Raw genomic sequence first — 20844 nt, forward strand, 5'->3', positions numbered from 1 at the left:
CGCCGCGACGAGTGCGCGCCGGGTGCAGACCGAGGAGTCGGTGGTGCGATGGCTCGGCTCACTCGTCGAGGAGGGCGTCGTCGCCGTGGCGTTCGCGCAGCTCCCGGAGGTACTCGCGCTGGTCGCGAAGCCGGTCGGGAAGCTCCGCGTAGGCGTCGGCGAACAGGTCGTCCGGGTCGGCCTCGGCGCTCCCCTCGGCCGTCTCGACGGCCTCGGCCACGCCGGCTTCGATCTCGTTCTCGATAGCGTCGACCCGCTCGTCGTCCAGCCGACCGGTGTCGCGGAGGAAGCGTTCGAGCCGTGGGATCGGGTCTTTCTCCTTCCACTCCTCGACTTCGCGCTCCTCGCGGTAGACCGAGGGATCGTCGGCGGTGGTGTGCGCGCCGAAGCGGTACTGGACCGCCTCGATCATGGTCGGACGGCGCTCGTCGTCGGTCTCGCCCCGGGCCTTCTCGACGGCGTGCTTCGTGACCTGATACATCGCGAGTGGGTCCATCCCGTCGACCTGGATCCCCTCGAAGCCGTAGGCCTCGGCCTTTTGAGCCAGTGTTGCGGACGCGGTCTGGCGCTCGCGGGGAACCGAGATCGCCCACTGGTTGTTGTTGCAGACGAAGACGTTCGGGGTGTCGAACACGCCCGCGAAGTTCATCGCCTCGTGGAAGTCGCCCTCGCTGGTCGCGCCGTCGCCGAAGTGGCTCACGAACGCTTTGCCCTCGCCCTTGAGCTTCGAAGCCCACGCCATCCCGACCGCGTGGGGGAGGTGGTCGGCGATGGTGATGTTGAGCGGTGCGATGTTGACGTCGGCGAGCGCGGCGTTGGCCGATTCGTGGCCCATCCAGTACTGGAGGTACTCGGCGAGCCGTCCTCGCACGACGACCGTGCCGTGCTCGCGGTACTGATAGAGCACCCAGTCGGCCTCGTCGAGCGCGTACATCGAGCCGATCTGCGAACCCTCCTGGCCGGCGAGCGAGGAGTAGGTCCCGAGTCGCCCCTGGCGCTGGAGGCTGATCAGGCGTTCGTCGAGGTGGCGCGCGAAGCGCATGTCGTGGTAGATGGAGACGAACGCCTCGTCCGAGAGGGCCGGCACGGTCGCGCCGTCGACGACCTGGCCGTCGGCGTCGAGCACCTGCACGCGGTCGTCGCCCCGTGTGCGATCAGTGGTCACGGTTCCCGAACCCTGCGTGGCGCGGCGGCATAGCGTTTCCGTCCACGAGGAAAACCGTCTTGCCGGTCGCGTCCGTCGCGTCGGATGGCCGATGACGAGCCGTGGTTCCGAACCGGACTCGGCACCCGGATGGTGACGAACCCTATGAGTACCGAGGCCGACCACTTTCACTGGTTCGGGGTCAGGGATATACGCTATCGACGGGAAACAGGAGTATGTCGCACGAAAACCGCTCCGTGTGGCGCGAATGCCCGGAGTGCGGCGAGAAGCAGAAGGTGACGGGGCAGTGGACGACGTGCCGAAGCTGCGGCGAGAAGTTTCACGCGTGACCGGGACCCTGCGGGGTCGAGCCGTGGCTCAGTCGTCCACCGGCCGTCCCGCAGCGTAGATCCGCCCCACCTCCGCATCGAACCGGTCGAGGATGTTCCGTCGTTTCCGCTTCAACGACGGCGCGAGGAGGTCGTTCTCGGGGTCCACTCGGTCGGCACGAGTTCAAAGCGCTCGATCCGCTCGTGGGGTTCGAGTGCCCGGTTCACGTTCTCGATGTGGCCCTCAACCCACGCGCGGGCGTATTCGTCCCGACGGACCGCCGCACGGTTAGGTTCCGTGAGACGCATCGACGACCATGGCCGTTCGCCCGGTACCGGCGGTCGTCCGGTGGTCGATGGGACCTCGGACGGACGACGCGGACGCGTCGCTGGTCGGGAAGCTACTCGAAAAATTGTTGGTTAGTGAAGTGCTGCGTACGCTACTCGTCCGACTTACAGTCGTTCGAGGTTGGTCGCGCGCGGGCCCTTGTCAGCCTGTTCGATGTCGAATTCGACTTCCGTGTCCTCTTCGAGATCCGGGCCGCCGATGTCTTCCATGTGGAAGAACACGTCCTCCTCGGAATCCTCAGTGTCGATGAAGCCGTAGCCGCCAGTGTCGTTGAAGAAATCAACCGTGCCTTTTGCCATTGCTTCTAAAGCCAACGCCCACCGGGTCATAAGAATTGCGCGAGTCGCGGTATCATGCGGGGTGCGATGGACACTCATCCAGAAATCGAGGCCCGTGGGGGATGGAACCGAACGCCGTGGCTTCCCGGTCGGATGCTCGGAAAGTACTCGTCACTTCGTGTTCCGTGACTCCGCTCCGCTCGTCACGACGTTTCACTCGCTCTACTCGTGAGAACCCACGCAGAATGCTCGGTCGGGGATTTGAACTTCGGAAGACGGTCGCTCGCTACGCTCGCGCTGCGACTTCCGTGCTCAAATCCACCTCCCTGCGCGCTTCGCTCACTTCGTTCGCTGTAGTGCTCGGTCGGGGATTTGAACCCCGGTCATCGGCTCTCTTCCAAACCGGGCGCGAGCCCTCATTTGTCGAAAGGCCGAAATGATTGGCCGGACTACACCAACCGAGCGTAATTGATTCTCAGTATCGGGTACTGATAAACACTGTTGTTTGCTATCGGGAGTGGTCCGTCTTCTCACGACCTCTCGCGTTCTCGAGACACGTTTCGAGGGTGAAGTTTCCGGACGGCTGAACAGCAATGTGTCCGTGCTCGGCTCTACTGTGGCATCGTTTACAGAGAAGAACGAGATTTCGTTCGTCATGAGCACGTTCGAGCGCGACGCCGTTCGTCTCTCGAAACAGTCGAACAGGGATGATGTGATGGACATCGAGGCCTCGGTCCGCTCCGTCGTGGCCACAGTGTTGACAGACGGAGTCACGACCACGCACTCGTCTCCGTGCTTCCGTCCATCCGGGACCGTACCGTCTGCTGTATCCACCGTTCCAGTTCGGGTTCCGTTCCCCGGCCGTGGAACGGCTCATCTTCCGACGGGTTTCCCGTGACCGGGAGACGCCTTGCAAGGACCGAGAGATCTTCTCTCTGACGTCCGCCGGTAGTTCGGTGCCGTTCTTCGCTTCAGCCATCCGTCTACGCGTCGCCTCCGAAAACCGTCGGTCCTTCAACGAAGCAGCGATCCGCCGTTTTACAGCGTCGGGGCGCTCTCGACCATACAGGGGGTGGTCCTCGCCGCTTATTTCACGGGTTGGAATGTCGAACCGGTTCATATACGTGCGGACCGTCCTGGGCGAGACGTTGCATTCGTTGGCGATCGCTTCCTGTGTCAGCTCTTCGTCCCAATATTTGACATCGAGCCACCAACCGCTTCGATAGCGTCTCACCATCGGCAGTAGCCGTTCGATCCGTTTCGAGTGATAAAGCCTCGGGCCGACCCCGTTTTCACAACCGTTGGAGTTCGACGGTGGCGGTCCGTCTATTTCCCCTCGAATTCGGGGTCCGAATCGCCCATGAACGCGGTGACACCCTCCATCAGGTCGTCGGTGTTGATGAGGTGGCCGAACGCCTGGGATTCGATCTCCAGGCCGGCCTCGGTGTCCTCCCAGCCCCGGAGCATCGCGCGTTTGGTGAGCTTCTGGGCCACCGGCGGGCCGGCCGCGAGGTCGGCGGCGAGGTCGTGGGCGGCGTCCCGGAACTCGTTCTTCGAGACCACGTCGGTGACGAAGCCGTAGTCAGCCATCTCCGCCGCGTCGTAGCGCTCGGCGGTGAGGATGATCTCCTTCGCGCGGCCCTCGCCGACGATGTGCTGGAGACGCTGTGTGCCGCCCCAGCCGGGCAGGAGCCCCAGGTTCAGTTCGGGCTGGCCGAACTGCGAGCGCTCGGTGGCGATCCGGAGGTCCGCACACATCGCGAGCTCCATCCCGCCGCCGAGACAGTAGCCGTCGATGGCCGCCACGACCGGCATCGGGCACTCCTCCAGCTTGCCGAAGGTCTCCTTGCCCTTCTTCGAGAGCTCGATGGCTTCGAGCGGCTCGGCGCTCGCCGCCATCGATTGTACATCTGCACCCGCCGAGAAGGCGTCGTCGCCCGCGCCCGTGATCAGGATCGTGCGCACCTCGTCGTCGTCCTCGAACAGCTCGATGGCGGCGGCGAGCTCGTCGAGCACGTCCATGTTGATGGTGTTCATCCGGTGGGGGCGGTCGATGACGATCTCGCCAACCATGTCGCCCGGATACTCGATGCCGACCGTCTCGAACTCGATCGTGTCGCCGTCACCGTCGTCCGAGCCCGCGTAGAAGCCCTCGCCGGCGAGCTCGTCGAGCGCGGGTGCGGGTTCGTAGCGCGCCGCGCCGGTCTCCTCGTGGAGCTCCGAGAGCGTCTCGTGGAGCGAGTCGAGCCCCGCCTCGTCGGCGAGCTTCGCGGGGCCGTTCGGGAACCCGGCCCCCAGCATCACGGCCTCGTCGATGTCCGCGGCGGGCGCGACGTCGTTCCCGACGAGCTTCGCGACCTCGTTGGCCATCACCGCGAGCAGTCGTGCCTCGATCTCCTCGGTGCCCGCGTCGGTCGGGATGTCCGCGCCGTCGCCGTTCTCGTAGTCGTAGAAGCCCTTGCCCGTCTTCTTCCCGAGCTCCTCGGCCTCGACCTTCGATTCGAGCAGCGGGCACGGTGCGTAGGCATCCCCGAGCACGTCGTGCATGTATTCGAGGACGTGATAGCCCACGTCGATCCCCACCTGGTCGGCGAGTTCGAAGCTCCCCATCGGGAGCCCCATGTCGAACTTCGTGGTGCTGTCGACTTCCGCCATCGTCGCCACGTCGTCTTCGACCAGCCACGCCGCCTCGTTCATCAACGGCACCAGCACGCGATTGACGATGAAACCCGGACTGTCCTTCCGAACCCGAACTGGTGTCTTGCCGAAGTTCTCGGCGAGCGCCTCGATCGTGTCGAGGGTCTCGTCGGCGGTGTGCTCGCCCGAGATGACCTCCACGAGCTGCATCCTGACCGGGGGGTTGAAGAAGTGCATCCCGCAGAACTGGCCCGGACGCTCCGTGACCTCCGCGAGGTCGGTGATCGAGAGCGAGGAGGTGTTGGTGGCGAACAGCGCTTCTTCGGGCGCGTACTGTTCGACCTCCTGGTAGACGTCCTGTTTGATGTCCATCTTCTCGGGGACCACCTCGATGATCACGTCCGTGTTCGAGACGGTCTCCTCGACGTCGACCAGCGTCGTCACACGGTCGAGCGCGGCCTCGGCCTCCTCCTCGGTCAACTGGCCCTTCTCCTCGAGCTTGCCGACGCTCCACTCGAGCTGGTCGTACCCCTTTTCAACTAGCTCCTCGTTGATATCGCGCAGCCGGACGTCGTAGCCCGCGAGCGCAGCGACCTCGGCGATGCCGTGACCCATGTTCCCCGCGCCGAGCACGGCAACGGTCTCGATGTCGTCGACGTTCATGATTCACCGTTACAACTCGCTCGCGGGATTTCAACGTTTCCGTCCGGCCGGCTCCCGGTTCACGACCGCGCCGGTCGAAGCGCGACGAACCGATCGCTAACAACTCGATTCGAGTTTATTTTCGAGTGCGACGACGAGCGCGGAGCCGGCTTCGCCGATGACACGACTCAAGCGGCTCGCGACCCTCGATCGACCACCGAATGGACGAACTCACCCAGGACCCGGTGATGGCCGAACTCGTCGCGGAGTACGGTCCCCTCGAACTCGACCCCGCCGAGAGCGAGTTCGAACGGCTCGTGATATCGATCATCAACCAGTCCGTCTCGACGGCCTCGGCCAACGCCGTTCGCGAGCGGACCTTCGCGCTGTTCGACGAGATCACCCCCGAGGCGGTGCTCGCGGCCGACGAGGAGACCCTCGTCGAGGCGGGCCTCGGGAAGGCCAAGACCGAGTACATCAGGAACGCCGCCGAGGCGTTCATCGAACGCGACCTGACCCGTGCGGGGCTCGCCGACGCCACCGACCAGGAGGTCATCGACGAGCTCGCCGAGATCCACGGGATCGGCGAGTGGACCGGCCGGATGTACCTGATCTTCGCGCTCGGGCGCGAGGACGTCTTTCCGGTGGGGGACCTCGCCGTTCGGCGGGCGATGGAGTCGCTCTACGGCGAGATGAGCCGAGCCGAGATGCGCGAGTTCGCCGAGCGCTGGGAGCCCCACCGTTCGCTCGCGACGCTCTACCTCTGGGAACACTACGAGTCGTAGTTCACTCTTCGAGGACGTCCTCGTCCGGCTGGGGCTGGTCGCTGTCGGACCGCCGCCGAACGTCGACCTGGTAGTGTTTCAGGATGTCCCGACCCAACAGGAGCGGGTAGTTCATGTGACTCCGGTCCTCGACGCTCGCGGTCACGGTGTGTTGGGTACCCCCGATCCCGACCACGAGGTCGACCACCGGCCGCGCCTTTCCGGATTTCTGGCTGCCCGAACGAACCCTCGTGAGACTCTTTATCGGCCCGGCACCGATCGTAGCCGCGAGCGAGGTGTCGATGCTGGTTCTAGTCGCCCCCGTGTCCGACTTGGCGAGCGTCGACTGCGACCCGCTGGTCCCGCTGACCACCACGTCCTCGATGTAGCCGATGGTCGGTGTCTCGCCGGGCGCGGGCCGTTCCTCGCGCGGCATCGACGACGGCGTGGAGTCGTCGAGGGTTCCCGAGAGCTCGCGCACCCGGTCGTCGTCGACGCTGCCGCCGACGTGTTCGACGGCGAGCTTCGCGATGTAGGGAGCCGGACTCTTCCCGGTGGCTTCGTAGAGCCCCTTGAACCCCGCCGTCGGGTTCATCTCGAGGACGTACCAGCCGTCGTTGGCCTCCACGAGGTCGACGCCCACGTAGTCCAGATCGATCACGTCGGCGGCGTAGAGCGCGGTCTCGCGCGCTTCGTCGGGGATCTCGTCGGTGACGTCCTCGACCGCCCCGCCGAGCGCGACGTTGGTTCGCCAGTCGCCCTCGGGGGCGTAGCGGTGCATCGCGCCGATGATCCGGTCGCCGACGACGTACACGCGAAGGTCGCGGTGCTGGGTCTCGTCGCGCTCGATGAGCTCCTGGAGGAACGCCTGCCGGTTCCCCACTCGGGGGTTGACGGGGTCGCTCAGGTCGACCTTCCACGTCCCGCCGCCGTGGGTGCCGATGGCGGTCTTGTAGACGCCGACGTCACCGAAGCGCTCTCGCCCCCGGTTCAACCGGTCGTTCGAGAGCGCGAGCAGCGCGTCCGGCACCCGCACGTTCCAATCGGCGAGCGTCGCCGCGGTCGCGAACTTGTGGATCGCGGTGAGGGTGGCACCCGGCCGGTTCAGCATCGGGCGGATCCGTTCGAAGGTGGCCGCCAGCCCCAGCCCCTCGGCGGGCTCCTCGGTGTTCGAGAGCAGGAGCCGGTTGGCAACCACGTCGACGTCGGGTTCGAGGCTCACCTCGCCGTCCCGGATCGAGACCGCGGTGTTCTCCCGACGGAGCCAGACGGGCTCGTGACCGAGATCCTCGACCGCGTTGAGGATCGCCTTGGTCTCCTTGCTGTTGTGGAGGCTCAACACGCCGACACGAACCGCGTCGTTGGAGGATTCCATGCCGTTCCTTGGTCGAGCCCGAGGCAAAGTTGTAGCGATGCGCCGTGGTCTCGAACGAGTGAAACCGGAGACGGGAGGGCTTTAGGGGTGGTTCACCTTCGAGGGGCAATGGCCGAGGGCGCGTTCACGTACAACGGCGGGAAGGTCGAACCGGGCGAGACCCAGAACATCAGATACGGTATCAGCGAGACCTACATGGGCGACCCCGTCCGGATCCCGGTCACCATCGTCAACGGCGCGGAGCCCGGCCCGACGGCCTTCCTCAGCGCGGCGGCCCATGGCGACGAGCTCAACGGCGTCGAGGTCGTTCGAACCGTCGCCCACGACTGGGACCACACCGACCTCCACGGAACGCTGGTCTGTCTCCCCGTCCTGAACGTCCCGGGTTTCCTCGCCCAGCAGCGCTACCTCCCGATCTACGACCGCGACCTCAACCGGTCGTTCCCCGGGAGCGAGACCGGCACGAGCGCGCGTCGGATGGCCCACCGGATCTTCGAGAACTTCATCGCACCCTGCGACCTCGGGCTCGACTTCCACACCTCGACCCGCGGGCGGACCAATATGCTCCACGTCCGGGCCGACACCGGGGAGGAGGCGGTCGAGCGCGTCGCCAAAGCGTTCGCCTCGAACGTCGTCATCGGCGGTTCGGGACCGGACGGCACCCTCCGTGGCGAGGCGAGCGCGAGCGGTACACCCACGATCACCATCGAGATGGGCGAGGCCCACCGCTTCCAACGCGAGCTCATCGACCGCGCGCTCGCGGGGGTCGAGAGCGTGCTCGCGGAGTTCGGAATGCGACGGACGAGCGCCGTTCGGTGGCCCGGCTGGCGCACCGTGATCGACGGAAGCTCGGCGAAAACGTGGCTCCGGGCGGATACCGGCGGACTCGTCGACATGCACCACGACGGCGGCGACCTCGTTCGCGAGGGCGAACGGGTCTGTACCATCACCGACCCGTTCATGACCGAGTCCGAGACCGTCCGCGCGCCCTTCACGGGACTGCTCGTCGGCGTGCTCGAAAACCCGCTCGTCTATCCCGGCAACCCGCTGTGTCACCTCGTCGAGCTCGACACCTCGACCCGCCACGCGCTCGAACGCGACCTGTCACGAACCGCGCCCGCCTGAGCTCCCGGTCAGTGGTCGTGGGCGGTGAGGTGGGGGTGGTGGGTGTTCGCGGGACAGCACTCGACCGTGGCGTGGTCGACGCCCGCCTCGGCCAGCACGTCGTGGACCTGCCGGGTCACCGATTCGCGGTCGACGCCCTCCACCGCGGTCTCGACGTGGGTCGTGGCGACCGTGATCTGCGAGCAGACCTGCCAGGCGTGGAGGTCCGTCACGCCGGTGACACCGTCGACCTCGGCGATCGCCGTCCGGACCGCCTCGCTGTCGAACGGGGTCCGGTGGAGGAAGATCGCGCCGCTGCCGCGGAGGAGTTTGCCGGCGCTCCAGAGCACCACGAGCGCGATCAGGCCGGCGGTGATGGGGTCGATGACGCTCACCCCAGTGTACTCGACCGCGAGCACCGAGACGATCACCGCGACGGAACCGCCGGCGTCGCCCAGGAGGTGATAGAACGCACCGCGCTCGTTGAGGCTCATCTCGCCGCCTTCGAGCACGAGCACCGACCCGAGGTTCACCGCCAGACCGAACCCCGCGATGAGGAGCGTGGGACCGGTCGCGATGCCGACGGGGTCGATGAAGCGCTGGACGGCCTCGTAGACGATGAAGACCACCATCGGGACGAGGAGCGCGCCGTTGACGAACGCCGAGAGGGGTTCGAGGCGGTGGAGGCCGAACGACCAGCGGTCGGACGTCTCGGCGTTCGTGGCGACGTGGGAGGCGGCGAACGCCATCACGTACGCGAGCGCGTCGAACAGCATGTGGACCGCGTCGCTCAGGAGCGCGACGGAGCCGAACAGCAGCCCACCGGCGAGTTCGGCGACGAACCCGACGACGTTGATACCGGCGACGAGCGCGAGTGTTCGAGTGCTGGCGTCGTCGCCGTGGCCGTGTCCGTGGCTGTGGTCGTGCCCGTGGTCATCGTGTCCGGCCCCGCCGCCGGTCGACGAGCCGCTGGCGTGTGACGACCCGTTGGACATGGAAGGAGGTAGAACTCGACGTCATATTAAATCTACTGCCATCAAACCGGGTTTCGGTATTTATCGTTGATAAAAATTCGACGTTCTGTTAGCAAAAAGTTGGGCGCATCTGGTCGTTCGTCGCTTGAATAGATCGCCGGATACGGCTGTGTGGTTGATCTTCGGAACCGAAATTCCTCAGTAGTGGATATTCGTTTCCTGAAATCATCTGCAATGAATATATCGTGTATTAGGGGAAGATAGATACGCGACGTCGGTCGAGCGAGTACACATGGGAACTGCTTCGGGAGCCAGCGACGTCGGGACCACGTGTCGAACCGCGGTGACGGAGGTCTGGCCGGGCGAGTTCGAACTCAGGATCGAGACCGGGCGCGGGGACACCCCGACGACGACGGTCCACACGCTCGACGCCGCCCAGCTCGACGCGCTCGGCGACCACATCGGGGACGCGCTCCGGGACGCCGACAGATGACGACGTTCGTGCGCCGCGCTCTCGGATGATCGAAACCCTCGTTGCCGAGGTCATGACCGCACCCGCCTCGACCATCGAGGCCACGGCGACGGCTGCCGAGGCCGCCGAACGCCTCCGCGACCGTGCGGTCGGCTCGCTCGTCGTGGTCGGGGACGACGGGATAGCGGGGATCGTCGTCGAGTCCGACATCGTCGTGCTCGTCGCCGAGCACCGCGATCCGGGGCTGCCGGTCTCGTCGGTCATGACCACCCCGGTGGTGGTGGTCGAGAGCGGGGCTCACATCGCCGCGGCCGCCGAGCGGATGCAGGACCACGGGATCAAGCGACTCCCCGTGGTCGACGACGGCGACCTCGTCGGCGTGGTCACGACCACCGACCTCGCGTACTACCTCCCCCGCTACCGCACCGAGATCGTCGAGAACTGACAGCTATCGGGACCCATCGACCTCGACCCGCTACGCCCGTTCGGGGAAAGCTTATGCCCCCGTGCTTCGGAGTCCTGGGTATGGGTTCCCTCATGGACGAACGTGTTGGTTCCAGCGAGAACATCGAGGTCGGGGAGGTCCGGAAGTGTCGGGTTCACGGACTGTTGTTCGACGCCGATATCGCCGAGATATGTCCGATGTGCGAGTTCGAACGTACCGACCGGATCGCCAACGGATCCTGAACGCCGACGAGAGCGGTCCCGTCGGGACTGGTACTCTTTTCCGGTCTTCAGACCTCGCGGGTGCCGCCGTCGGTCGCCCGCGGTGAGCCGCCCTCCGCGGGCGCGATCGACGGTCGCGAGTCGGGGGTCGGGTCGTCGGGGAGCGGGTCGATGCCCATCCCGCGGGCGGAGTTCGTGACCACGACCAGCGAGCTCACCGCCATCGCGGCCGCGGCGATCAGCGGGTTGACGAGGCCGGCCACCGCGAGCGGGATGGCGACCAGGTTGTAGCAGAACGCCCACCCCAGGTTGGTCCGGAGCCGGCGGCGCGTCCCGCGCGCGACCGCGAAGAAGGCCGGGATCGGCCGGAGGCTGTCGCCGGAGACCACGGCGTCGGCGGCGTCGATCGCGAGTTCGGTCCCGTTGGCCATCGCGATCCCCAGATCCGCCGCCGCGAGCGCCGGCGCGTCGTTGGTGCCGTCGCCGACCATCGTCGTCGTGCCCTCCTCGCGGAGCCGACCCACCACCGCCTCCTTGGCCTCCGGTGGCACGCCGGCGAAGACCTCGGAGACGTCGGGGTGGCCCGAGAACCGCTCGGCGATCTCGCGGTCGTCGCCCGTGAGCACCACCACCCGGGGACCTTCCTCGGCGATCGACGAGACCACCTCTGCCCAGTCCGCACGCGGGGTGTCCCCCACCTGAAGGACCCCCTTCGCCTCGTCGTCCCACGCGACGAGCGTCGCGAGGAAACCGTCTGACCGCGTCTCCCGGACCTGCTCGTCGATGGGCTCGGGGACCGCGTAGCCCGACTCGCGAACGAAGCCCGGATGTCCGACGACGACGCGCTCGCCGTCGACGGTCGCCGCCACGCCGCGGGCGTGGCTCTCGAAGTCGGTGACCGTGCGAGCGGTTGCATCGCTCCCACGGTCGCGGTCGGCGGCCACGATGGCCTCGGCGACCGGGTGGCTCGACCGGCTCTCGACCGCCGCCGCGCGCGCGAGGAGTTCGTCGGGGTCGTCGCCACGCACGCCGTCGAGCGACATCTCGCCCGTCGTGAGGGTGCCGGTCTTGTCGAACGCCACGATCTCGGTATCAGTGATCCGTTCGAGCACGGTGGCGTTGAGCACCGTGATCCGGCGTTCGGCGGCCTCGCGAACGCCCGAGACGATCGCGAGCGGGGTCGCGAGCCCGAGCGAACACGGACAGGACACCACGAGGACCGAGACCCCGATCAGGATCGCCTGGCCGATGGATGCGCCGGTCAAAAGCCAGCCGACGGTCGCGAGCGTCGCGATCGTGACCACCACGGGCACGAAGACGCTCGCGACGCGGTCGGCGAGCCGCGTCGCGCCCGAGTCCGAACTCTGGACGTTCCAGATGAGTTCGACGAGCCTGTCGAACGTGCTGGTGGCCTCCTCGCCGACCTCGATCTCGATCGCGTTGTCGGTCACCACCGACCCGCCGACGACCTCCTCGCCGAGGCCCTTCGAGACTGGTACGGATTCACCGGTGACGAGCGACTCGTCGATCGCGGCCTGCCCCTCGACGACCGTCCCGTCGATCGGGACGCGCTCGCCGGGTTTGACGAGCACACGGTCGCCGGGCGAGAGGGATTCGAGCGCGACGTCGTGGTGGCCCTCGTCGGTGAGCACGCGCGCCTCGGTGATCCTGGACTCGGTGAGCGCCGAGAGGTCGCCGAGCGCGCGGCGCTTGAACCGGGCCTCGATGTGGTTGCCGATGCTCACCACCACGATCACCATCGTCGAGACGTCGAAGTAGACGTGGGTGGTGTCGAGGAACGCGAGCGCGAACACCGAGTAGACGTAGGCCGCGAGCACCGCGAAGGCTATCAGCACGTCCATGTTCGGCTGTCGGACTTTGAGGCTGACGTAGGCCCCCCGGAGGATCGGGAAGCCGACGCCGAAGAGCACGATGGTGCTCCCGAAGAAGACCGGCACGAACGCGATCAGGCTGGCGCTGGTGCCCGAGAGGAAGCTCTCGGGGTAGTAGCCGAGGTAGACGGGATAGAGGAAGGCGGCGTAGAACATCATCACCGCCATCGCCGCCAGCCCGCCGAAGACCAGACGGAGGCGGCCGAACTCAAAGCGCTCCTCGGCCCCCTCGTCCTCCTCGTCGGGGTCGCTGGCGTGGTAGCCGAGCTTGCTGACCGCGTCGATCAGCCCCCCTCTGTCGATCGTCGACGGATCGTAGTCCAGCCGGACCATGTCGGTCGCGTAGCTGGCCTGGGCGTCGTTGATCCCGTCGGTCTCGGTCGCGCTGGTCTCGATGAACGACTCGCAGGTCGAACAGTGCATCCCGTCGACCGAGAGGAAGGCCGTCTCGCTCCCCTCCGAGTGCTCGTGGTCCGACCCGTGTTCGTGGTGGGCGTGATGGTCGTGGCCGTGCTCGTGGAGGTCCTCGGCGGAGACGTCCTCGGTCTCGTCGAGCCGTTGGAAGGTCGCGAGACAACCCTCACAGCAGAAGACCCCGTCGACGTCGGCTGCGGTCGCGGGGTCGTCGCCGACCGGCGACCCGCACAGCGTACACTCGGTCACTGGGTCGTCCCCGCGCTTCGGCGGTCGCGCACGGAGCGGCGGGCGGTGTGGACCCGCTGTCGTAGTCGGCGTTCACCCCACGGTCCCGGTCCAGCGTGCATGGGAGAACTGGGGTCCGCGGACGGGTATCGGTTGCGGTTACCCCCTCCACGGTACCCGCGGTACGCTCGCGCTTTCGAAAAGGTGAGGGTCGCGGAACGGGTACCGGCGGACGAATGGCCAACGAACCCGCGGACGCCGCGGCCGGCGGGCGGTGGCCGGCCCGGCTCCTCCGCTATCTCGTGACGCTCTCGCTCGTGGGCACGGTACTGTTGATGGGCTTCGGGATGTACTCGGTGGCGATCCGGGGTTGGATGTCCTGCGGCGAGGCGTTCCCGATGTGTGCCGGCTCGCTGGTTCCCATGCTCGACCCCGGCGCGGCGCAGTCGACGGGCTACACCGCGACCCAGGTCTACGCCGAGTGGTTTCATCGTGCCGTCGCGTTCGTCACCGGCCTCGTGATGCTCGCCGCGACGGCCCTCGCGTGGTGGCGCGTCGAGGGCTACACGCTCACGACGTGGACGATCACCCTCGCAACCGCGCTCCTGCCCTTCGAGGCCTACCTCGGCGTCGTCACCGGCGTCCCAGATCCCGCGACGACCCTCGTCGCCATCCACCTCGTGGTCTCGTACCTCGTGCTCGGCGCGCTGGCCGTCGCCACGGGGATCACCTGGTGGTCGCGCGGACGGCGGTCGCGACGACACACCGGCCACGTCCACTGACTCGCGACGGGAAACCGAGTTCATCGGGCCGCGAGTCGACCCGGCTCGCAGCGCCGACGATTCCGTTCGACGGCCACACTACCAGGGGTCGGTCGCGGTTTCGATTTAAAACGCGACGGCGACGGGATAGTTGTTCGCCCCCACCGTACTGTGCGTTACCACAAGCCTCAGTATCGTAACTCACGAATCGTTCGGTGCTCGGGAGAGGGGTTCGCAAAAAGGGGAAACCCCGTTGCGTGGCATCACCCTGCTCTCGAGTTTCCCGGACTGGTCCGTTGACCAGTACCAGTGACAGCGGGGCGACTTTTATAGGCCTTGTGAAATGATACCAAATCGTTCTGTTCTAACATATCCTCCCGGCGTTGGAGACCGTCGTCGGTCACTTGGTGGAGGAGAGGACGCTTCGGACCGAACGTCCACTCCCCTTGTGAAGGGGACGAAGTCGTCCGCGTGAATGGTGTTCTGTGAACGTGGTAGGCATCGATCCGATTTCCTCACGGGACGAACGTCGTGTTTTTACGAGTCAGCCGACGAAGGTTTGCAGTAATGTTATAAACGATACCCATGATCATGCAAGTGGGTGATGCCAATGCAACGGGACGATGGGACGAGTGGACGGGAACGGAGCGTGAAAACCTGCGACCGGTGTGGAAAGGGGATGCCGGACCCCTACGTCGGCAACGGAACCTGCTATCACTGTCGGAGAACCAGCCAGTAGAAGCCCGATACGTCATTCACATCGACCGCTTAGCTGCCGCTCTTCGTGAGGGAAAACGGGGGGGGAGGGAAGGTAGGACCGGAGGGGAAGTGTTACAGGTGATGCCAGGCAACGGAGTCCCCGTATCGGTCCTATATCAACGTCACTGCTATTCCGTAATAAGCTTTGTGTGGGCGGGCGAATCCGATGGTTAGCACGAGCACAATCGGGTCCAAGAGGAGTCGATGCACCGACCAAACCGGCCGGTGCTCGGTCGACGCCATCGCTCGTCGACTGACGATGCCGATGCCGATGAACCGCGAAGCGATGACGTGGATCCATCGAGGACGACGAAGTTCGCCTTCGGTGGTTCTATCGCCGCTCTAACTCACACCGAGATTCGGAATAAGGCGTGTTCGGGGGAACTACCGACAGCTCGTGCACGTCCCGTCCACGATGTCCATCGCCGCTTCGCCACACAACTTGCAGTACTCTACGACACCGCTGCCAACGTTCGTCTTCGCCATACGTGATTTTTGGCTCCGTCGACGGTTGTGTGGCTGGCTTTCAACGGCAAGGTAACGGGCGGGACGGGAGGAGCGCTCACATCGAAGCACGTCGTCGCGCAAACCGGCGGATCATACGGGTGACAGCCGAGGTCTATCGGACCTCGCGGTTCGGAACAACGGATACGAGTTGATTCCGATGGGAGGAGGTCCTACGAGGGTTGTGGTGCGAACGAGGTGACTCGAAAGGAGTAGCGGAAGTCACTCGCCGATTCGCGTCGCTCGTCGGCTCGTTGTCCTCGAAAATCGAAGGTTTTCGTGATGACGAGGAACTGCGCCGTGCAGTTCCTCGATCCATACGGGCCGGAAGGGATTTGAACCACGGTCGTTCCGCTCACTTCGTTCGGATCACTTCCTGATTCAAATCCTCCGGCCGGTTCACTCGCCGATTCGCGTCGCTCATCGGCTCGTTCCACGGGCCGGAAGGGATTTGAACCCTCGACCGTCTGATTAAGAGTCAGATGCTCTCCCTAACTGAGCTACCGGCCCTGTGATTTCGAGTTACTCCGGCCGGGTGAAATACGTTTTCCTTCGGTCGGGCTGCCGCGGCCGCGGGACGGCGCGGTCCGCGGCCGCGGTGCGGAGGCGGTACGGTCGCGCGACCTGGTGGATGAAGGGCGAGGCGCACGGCTCACGGGTCGCTCCGCTCACGGTTCACTTCGTTCACCGTTCGCCTCGTGGTCGTTCGAGAGAGCGAAGCTCTCTCGTGATGACGAAAGACGCGAAGCGTCTTTCGAACCACCTCCCAGTGGTCGGCCACGGCCCCCTCCCCGTTCGCATCGAGGCGCGTCGCTTCGCTCGCGCCTCGCTGGCGAGGGCTTCGGCGGAGCGGAGGGGGTGCCGTGCGGTTGCGGAACGGTGACGTTAGTGATTGCACCGCGAGCGAACGAAGTGAGCGAGCGGGCGCGAGGGTGACCGACGGGAACCCGACGCGCTTTTGATCCACATTTTGCCAGCGAGCCGAAGGCGAGCGCAGCAAAAGGTGGGGGTTTCTAGTAGTACCACGGCACGTCGGAGAAGTCGGGGTCGCGGCCCTCCATGAACGCCTCGCGGCCCTCGCGGGCCTCGTCGGTCATGTATCCCAACCTGGTCGCCTCGCCCGCGAAGACCTGTTGGCCCACCATGCCGTCGTCGGCGAGGTTGAAGCCGTACTTGAGCATCCGCATCGCGGTCGGCGACTTCGAATTGATGGTCTCGGCCCACTCCAGAGCTACTGTTTCGAGCTCCTCGTGTGGCACCGCCTCGTTGACCATCCCCATCTCGGCGGCCTCGGGAGCAGAGTAGGTCTTCCCGAGGAAGAACACCTCGCGCGCCTTCTTCTGGCCGATCTGCTTGGCGAGGTAGGCCGAGCCGAACCCCGCGTCGTAGCTCGCGACGTCCGGATCGGTCTGGAGGAACTGCGCGTGCTCCTCGCTCGCGATGGTGAGGTCACAGACCACGTGGAGGGAGTGACCGCCGCCGACCGCCCAGCCCGGCACCACGCAGACGACGGGTTTCGGGAGGTGGCGGATCGCGCGCTGGACTTCGAGGATGTGGAGCCGGCCGGTTCGGCTCCCGCCGTCCGACTCGTCGTCCTCGTCGTACTCGTAGCCCGACCCCCCACGGACGGACTGGTCACCGCCCGAGCAGAAGGCCCAGCCGCCGTCTTTCGGCGATGGGCCGTTGCCGGTAAGGAGCACACAACCGACGTCGGTCTGGCGTTTGGCGTGGTCGAGCGCGGTCGCGAGCTCGTCGACGGTCTTCGGTCTGAAGGCGTTGCGGACCGCGGGACGGTCGAAGGCGATCCGGACGGTACCGGAATCGGTCGCGCGGTGGTACGTGAGGTCGTCGAAGTCGAATCCCTCGACCGGCGTCCAGCGGTCGGCGTCGAACAGGTCCGAAACCATACGCAACCATCTCGGCTGGCCGAAAAAACTTCGTCGCTCGACCGGTCGCCGGTAACGTCACGTGAACGGACCCGGGTTCGGGTCGGGATCCGGCAGCGGGTTCACTACCCCGGCAGTGCGGCTCTCGTTCAGAGGGGTTGGCACGTGCAAGCACGGAAGGTATCAGTGGGTAAACGTATGCTTCGGTGGCTTCCTCATGGACCATCACACGCGTCGAACCGGGGAGCAGTCCATCCGACCGCCGTCCGTCGGACGTGACAGCCCCCGGACCGCAAGAATCACCCGTGAAAACCACCCGACGTAACCTCCTTCGATACGGGGGCGCGACCGCGGCGACGCTCGGGACGACCGGGCTCGCGGGCTGTGCCGGCGTGCTGGGTGCCACTCAGGCGGGCACCGTGAAGGTGAGCTCGGCGCGGTTTCCCGAGAGCATCCTGTTGAGCTACATGGCGATCGAGTCGTTGCGGGCGAACACCGACCTCACGGTACTCGACGAGACGGCGCTCGGCGGCACCCCGATGAACTTTCGAGCGGTCAACAGCGGCGAGGTGTCGATGTTCTGGCTCTACACCGGCGGCGGGTGGACTACGATCCCGCCGATCAAAGACCGGGTGATCGCCGACCCGGGGAAACTCTACACGGCGGTGAAACGCCAGATGAAGCGCGAACACGGGCTCGCGTTCCTCCGTCGGGCCCCCTTCAACAACACCTACATCCTGATCGCGAGCTCCGAGTGGGCCAAGAGAACTGGTGTGAAGACGATGAGCGACTTCGCGAAGTACGTCTCCAACGGCAACACCGGTTTCGGGGTCGTGATGGGACCGCAGTTCCAGTCCCGCCCCGACGGCTGGCCCGGCTTGGTCGAGCACTACGGCTTCGCGGACGCCGCCTCCTCGCTCAACGTCCGGAACGTCGGCAACTCCCTGACCTACCAGGTCATCGGCCGTGGCGGGGCCGACGTCGGCGTGGGCTTCAGCACGAACCCCAACATCCGGAAGTTCAACCTCGCGACGATCGACGACGACGAGGGGTTCTTCCCGGCGTACAACCCCGCGCCGCTGGTCAACGGCGAGGCGATCGAGGCCAACCCCGAGATGCGAAAGCCGTTGAACCAGATCGGTCCGACCCTCACCACCGACGAGATCATGCGCCTCAACGGGCGGGTCTCGCTCCAGAACGAGGACCCCCAGCGGGTCGCACGTGACTACCTCCAGTCGGAGGGACTGCTGTGATCCCCGACCCGACGGTTGCCGATCCGGTGTTCGCCGACCCGCTCTTTCTCGGTCCGTTCGTCGACTACGCGGTGGACAACGCGGGACGGCTGTTGCGGCTCACCTACGAGCACGTCGTGCTCACCCTGATCACGCTCGCGATCGCGTTGCCGATCGCGATCGGGTTCGGTGTCCTCAGCAGCTACTACGACCGGCTGGCGACGGTCGTGCTCTGGGCCGCGAGCATCCTGCTGACGCTCCCGGCGATCGCGCTGTTCGGCATGCTGGTTCCGGTGCTCGGGATCGGCAACCCGCCGACGATCGCCGCACTCGTGGTCTACGCCCAGCTCCCGATCATCCGGAACACCTACGTCGGGCTGACCGAGGTCGACGCCGCCGCGATCGAGTCCGGAACCGGGCTCGGGATGACGCGCTTCGAGCGCCTGCGGCGCATCCGGCTGCCGGTGGCGCTGCCCGTCGTGATGACGGGCATCAGGAACGCCGTCGTGATCCTCGTCGGGCTGCTCGCCATCGGGGCGTTCATCGGGGCGGGCGGGCTCGGTGGCCGGATCTTCTACGGCATCTCCCAGACCGACACCCCGATGATCGTGGTCGCCACGGTGCTCGTCTCGCTGCTCGCGCTGGCGTTCGACTACGCCTTCGGGGTCATCGAGGAGGGCCTCCGGCTCCGCAACGGCGAGGAGATAGAGCCGACGATCGTCACACGAACACTCACCGCGGTCCGCACACGACTCACATGATCCGATTCGACAACGTACACAAACAGTATCCCGACGGAACGCGCGCGGTGGACGGCCACGACTTCGAGGTCGAGGAGGGCACCACCACGGTGCTGGTCGGCCCCTCCGGCTGTGGGAAGACCACCACGATGCGGCTGGTCAACCGCCTCGAAGAACCCACCGAGGGCACGATATATTACGACGGCACCGACATCGAGGACCTCGAAGCCACCGACCTCCGGCGGGAGATCGGCTACGTGATCCAGGACATCGGGCTGTTCGACCACATGACCGTCGGCGAGAACGTCGCCACGGTGCCCGATCTCAAGGGCTGGGAAACCGACCGCACCGCCGACCGGGTCGACGAACTCCTCGAACTCATGGGGCTGCCCCCGGAGGAGTTCCGCGACAGCTATCCCGGCGAGCTCTCGGGCGGCCAGCAACAGCGCGTCGGCGTCGCCCGCGCGCTCGCGGCGGGTCCCGACGTCATGCTGATGGACGAACCCTTCGGCGCGCTCGACCCGATCACCCGCGAGGAGCTCCAGGACGAGTTCCTCGACATCCAAAAGGAGATCGACACCACGATCGTCTTCGTGACCCACGACATCAACGAGGCGCTGAAGATGGGCGACAAGATCGCGGTGATGAACGAGGGCAAGGTCGTCCAGTACGACACCCCGACGGCGCTGCTCGACAACCCGAAGACGAAGTTCGTCGAGGAGTTCATCGGCCCGGATCGAACCCTCAAGCGGCTCCGCGTGCTCCGGGTCGAGGAGGTCATGGCGGCCGAGATACCCGACGAACACGCGGCGGTGGTCGACGCCTTCCAGTCGGACGACGCCGTGATGGCCGACGGCGGTGAGATCATCCCGGTCTCGCCGAGCGACACCGCACAGGTCGCGCTCTCGCGCTGTATCCAGGCCGGCGTCGAGGCGCTGCCGGTCGTCGAGGACGCCGACGTCGTCGGTATCGTCACCGAGGCCGCCATCAGGGACCGCCAGACGGGGCCCGCCTGATGGGGGTGCTCGACGTTCTCGTGGCCACGTGGACGTTCTTCGTGACCAACTGGGACGCGTTCGTCGGTCTCTTCACCAGACACGTCGAACTCGTGTTCGTCTCGGAGGCCGTGGCGATCCTCATCGCCGTGCCGTTCGGGATCCTCGCGGCGCGCAACGACCGGGTCAAACGCGTGGTCGAACCGGTCGGCAACGTCGCCCAGACGGTCCCCACGCTCGCGATCATCGCCTTAATGTTGCCGATCCTCGGGATCGGCTTCGTGCCCGCGGTCGTGGGGCTATTCATCTACGCGCTGCTCCCGATCCTCACGAACACCATCGCGGGGATCGAGAACGTCGACGAGAACACCGTCGACGCCGCCCGCGGGATGGGGATGACCGACTGGGAGATCCTCCGCAAGGTCCAGCTCCCGCTCGCGCTGCCCGTGATCTTCGGCGGGATCCGGACGAGTACCGTTCTCAACGTGGGGACGGCCTACCTCGCGTACTTCATCAGCGGCGGCGGGCTCGGGGTCTGGGCCATCGGCGGTATCCAGCTCTTCGACACCCCGCGCATCCTCGCGGGGGCGTTCGCGGGCGCGGCGCTCGCCATCGCGCTCGACGGCGCGCTCGCGCTGGTCGAACGACGGCTCGGGAACGACTCGGGGGCCGGCCAGTCGGCCGCCGCGGCGGCCTGAG

Annotated in this window: 19 protein-coding genes and 2 tRNA genes; 10 read left to right on the top strand and 11 right to left on the bottom strand. The window is 66.1% G+C overall.

What is annotated here, in order from left to right; all coding sequences use genetic code 11:
- Positions 1-58: 58 nt before the first annotated feature.
- From pdhA to GT355_RS07615, 6 genes are all read right to left on the bottom strand, one after another.
- Entirely contained in the window at positions 59-1165 is a 1107-nt protein-coding gene (gene pdhA / locus GT355_RS07585; RefSeq protein ID WP_160134107.1) for a pyruvate dehydrogenase (acetyl-transferring) E1 component subunit alpha, read from the bottom strand.
- Positions 1166-1605: 440 nt separating this feature from the next.
- On the bottom strand, positions 1606-1782 hold the full coding sequence (locus tag GT355_RS07595) for a hypothetical protein (protein ID WP_160134109.1): 177 nt from the start codon (positions 1780-1782) through the stop codon (positions 1606-1608).
- Between the two features lie 144 nt (positions 1783-1926).
- On the bottom strand, positions 1927-2121 hold the full coding sequence (locus GT355_RS07600) for a cold-shock protein (RefSeq protein WP_120072785.1): 195 nt from the start codon (positions 2119-2121) through the stop codon (positions 1927-1929).
- A gap of 336 nt (positions 2122-2457) precedes the next feature.
- A tRNA-Glu gene (locus tag GT355_RS07605) sits at positions 2458-2564 on the bottom strand.
- A 44-nt stretch (positions 2565-2608) separates the two neighbouring features.
- Positions 2609-3337 carry an HNH endonuclease gene (locus GT355_RS18545; protein ID WP_160134110.1) on the bottom strand — a complete coding sequence of 243 codons (729 nt, stop codon included), beginning with the start codon at positions 3335-3337 and terminating at the stop codon, positions 2609-2611.
- Positions 3338-3426: 89 nt separating this feature from the next.
- Positions 3427-5400: a 3-hydroxyacyl-CoA dehydrogenase/enoyl-CoA hydratase family protein gene (locus tag GT355_RS07615; RefSeq protein ID WP_160134111.1), complete on the bottom strand. Its 1974-nt coding sequence runs from the start codon at positions 5398-5400 to the stop codon at positions 3427-3429.
- A 200-nt stretch (positions 5401-5600) separates the two neighbouring features.
- On the opposite strand from GT355_RS07615, the gene GT355_RS07620 reads away from it, so the two are divergent.
- Complete coding sequence (locus GT355_RS07620) at positions 5601-6164, top strand: DNA-3-methyladenine glycosylase family protein (protein WP_160134112.1); 564 nt, start codon at positions 5601-5603, stop codon at positions 6162-6164.
- Position 6165: 1 nt separating this feature from the next.
- On the opposite strand, the gene GT355_RS07625 is transcribed toward GT355_RS07620, so the two are convergent.
- On the bottom strand, positions 6166-7518 hold the full coding sequence (locus GT355_RS07625; RefSeq protein ID WP_160134113.1) for a putative ATP-dependent zinc protease: 1353 nt from the start codon (positions 7516-7518) through the stop codon (positions 6166-6168).
- A gap of 108 nt (positions 7519-7626) precedes the next feature.
- Here GT355_RS07625 and GT355_RS07630 point away from each other — a divergent pair, with 108 nt between their 5' ends.
- Positions 7627-8643 carry a succinylglutamate desuccinylase/aspartoacylase family protein gene (locus GT355_RS07630; protein ID WP_160134114.1) on the top strand — a complete coding sequence of 339 codons (1017 nt, stop codon included), beginning with the start codon at positions 7627-7629 and terminating at the stop codon, positions 8641-8643.
- Between the two features lie 8 nt (positions 8644-8651).
- Here GT355_RS07630 and GT355_RS07635 read toward each other — a convergent pair whose 3' ends face one another.
- Positions 8652-9617, bottom strand: a complete 966-nt coding sequence (locus tag GT355_RS07635) for a cation diffusion facilitator family transporter (protein ID WP_160134115.1) — start codon at positions 9615-9617, stop codon at positions 8652-8654.
- Positions 9618-9888: 271 nt separating this feature from the next.
- Between GT355_RS07635 and GT355_RS07640 the strand changes: the two genes are divergently transcribed.
- From GT355_RS07640 to GT355_RS07650, 3 genes are all read left to right on the top strand, one after another.
- Entirely contained in the window at positions 9889-10089 is a 201-nt protein-coding gene (locus GT355_RS07640) for a hypothetical protein (protein ID WP_160134116.1), read from the top strand.
- A 25-nt stretch (positions 10090-10114) separates the two neighbouring features.
- Entirely contained in the window at positions 10115-10513 is a 399-nt protein-coding gene (locus tag GT355_RS07645) for a CBS domain-containing protein (RefSeq protein WP_160134117.1), read from the top strand.
- An 80-nt stretch (positions 10514-10593) separates the two neighbouring features.
- Positions 10594-10755, top strand: a complete 162-nt coding sequence (locus GT355_RS07650; RefSeq protein WP_158589389.1) for a hypothetical protein — start codon at positions 10594-10596, stop codon at positions 10753-10755.
- A gap of 47 nt (positions 10756-10802) precedes the next feature.
- Here the strand turns inward: GT355_RS07650 and GT355_RS07655 are convergent, their stop codons facing one another.
- A complete protein-coding gene (locus GT355_RS07655; protein ID WP_160134118.1) occupies positions 10803-13289 on the bottom strand; it encodes a heavy metal translocating P-type ATPase in 2487 nt (828 codons plus the stop codon).
- 215 nt (positions 13290-13504) lie between these two features.
- On the opposite strand from GT355_RS07655, the gene GT355_RS07660 reads away from it, so the two are divergent.
- Positions 13505-14050 (top strand): COX15/CtaA family protein, encoded by a 546-nt coding sequence (locus tag GT355_RS07660; protein ID WP_160134119.1) that lies wholly within the window; start codon positions 13505-13507, stop codon positions 14048-14050.
- A 1678-nt stretch (positions 14051-15728) separates the two neighbouring features.
- On the opposite strand, the gene GT355_RS07665 is transcribed toward GT355_RS07660, so the two are convergent.
- Together GT355_RS07665 and GT355_RS07670 are read right to left on the bottom strand one after the other, a co-directional pair.
- A tRNA-Lys gene (locus GT355_RS07665) sits at positions 15729-15802 on the bottom strand.
- 503 nt (positions 15803-16305) lie between these two features.
- Positions 16306-17199, bottom strand: coding sequence for a 1,4-dihydroxy-2-naphthoyl-CoA synthase (locus GT355_RS07670; RefSeq protein ID WP_160134120.1), 894 nt, complete (start codon positions 17197-17199; stop codon positions 16306-16308).
- A 284-nt stretch (positions 17200-17483) separates the two neighbouring features.
- On the opposite strand from GT355_RS07670, the gene GT355_RS07675 reads away from it, so the two are divergent.
- The 4 genes from GT355_RS07675 to GT355_RS07690 are packed head-to-tail and all read left to right on the top strand — an operon-like array spanning position 17484 to position 20843.
- Positions 17484-18431, top strand: coding sequence for a glycine betaine ABC transporter substrate-binding protein (locus GT355_RS07675; protein WP_160134121.1), 948 nt, complete (start codon positions 17484-17486; stop codon positions 18429-18431).
- A complete protein-coding gene (locus GT355_RS07680) occupies positions 18428-19171 on the top strand; it encodes an ABC transporter permease (RefSeq protein ID WP_160134122.1) in 744 nt (247 codons plus the stop codon). The genes GT355_RS07675 and GT355_RS07680 overlap by 4 nt, the downstream gene beginning before the upstream one ends.
- The gene (locus tag GT355_RS07685; RefSeq protein WP_160134123.1) at positions 19168-20166 is read left to right on the top strand and encodes an ABC transporter ATP-binding protein; all 999 of its coding nucleotides are present in this window, start codon (positions 19168-19170) and stop codon (positions 20164-20166) included. Before GT355_RS07680 ends, GT355_RS07685 begins: the two co-directional genes overlap by 4 nt.
- Positions 20166-20843: an ABC transporter permease gene (locus tag GT355_RS07690; protein ID WP_160134124.1), complete on the top strand. Its 678-nt coding sequence runs from the start codon at positions 20166-20168 to the stop codon at positions 20841-20843. Before GT355_RS07685 ends, GT355_RS07690 begins: the two co-directional genes overlap by 1 nt.
- The last annotated feature ends 1 nt before the right edge of the window (position 20844 follow it).

Origin of the sequence: Halococcus salsus (assembly GCF_009900715.1) — an archaeon.
GTDB lineage: Archaea > Halobacteriota > Halobacteria > Halobacteriales > Halococcaceae > Halococcus > Halococcus salsus.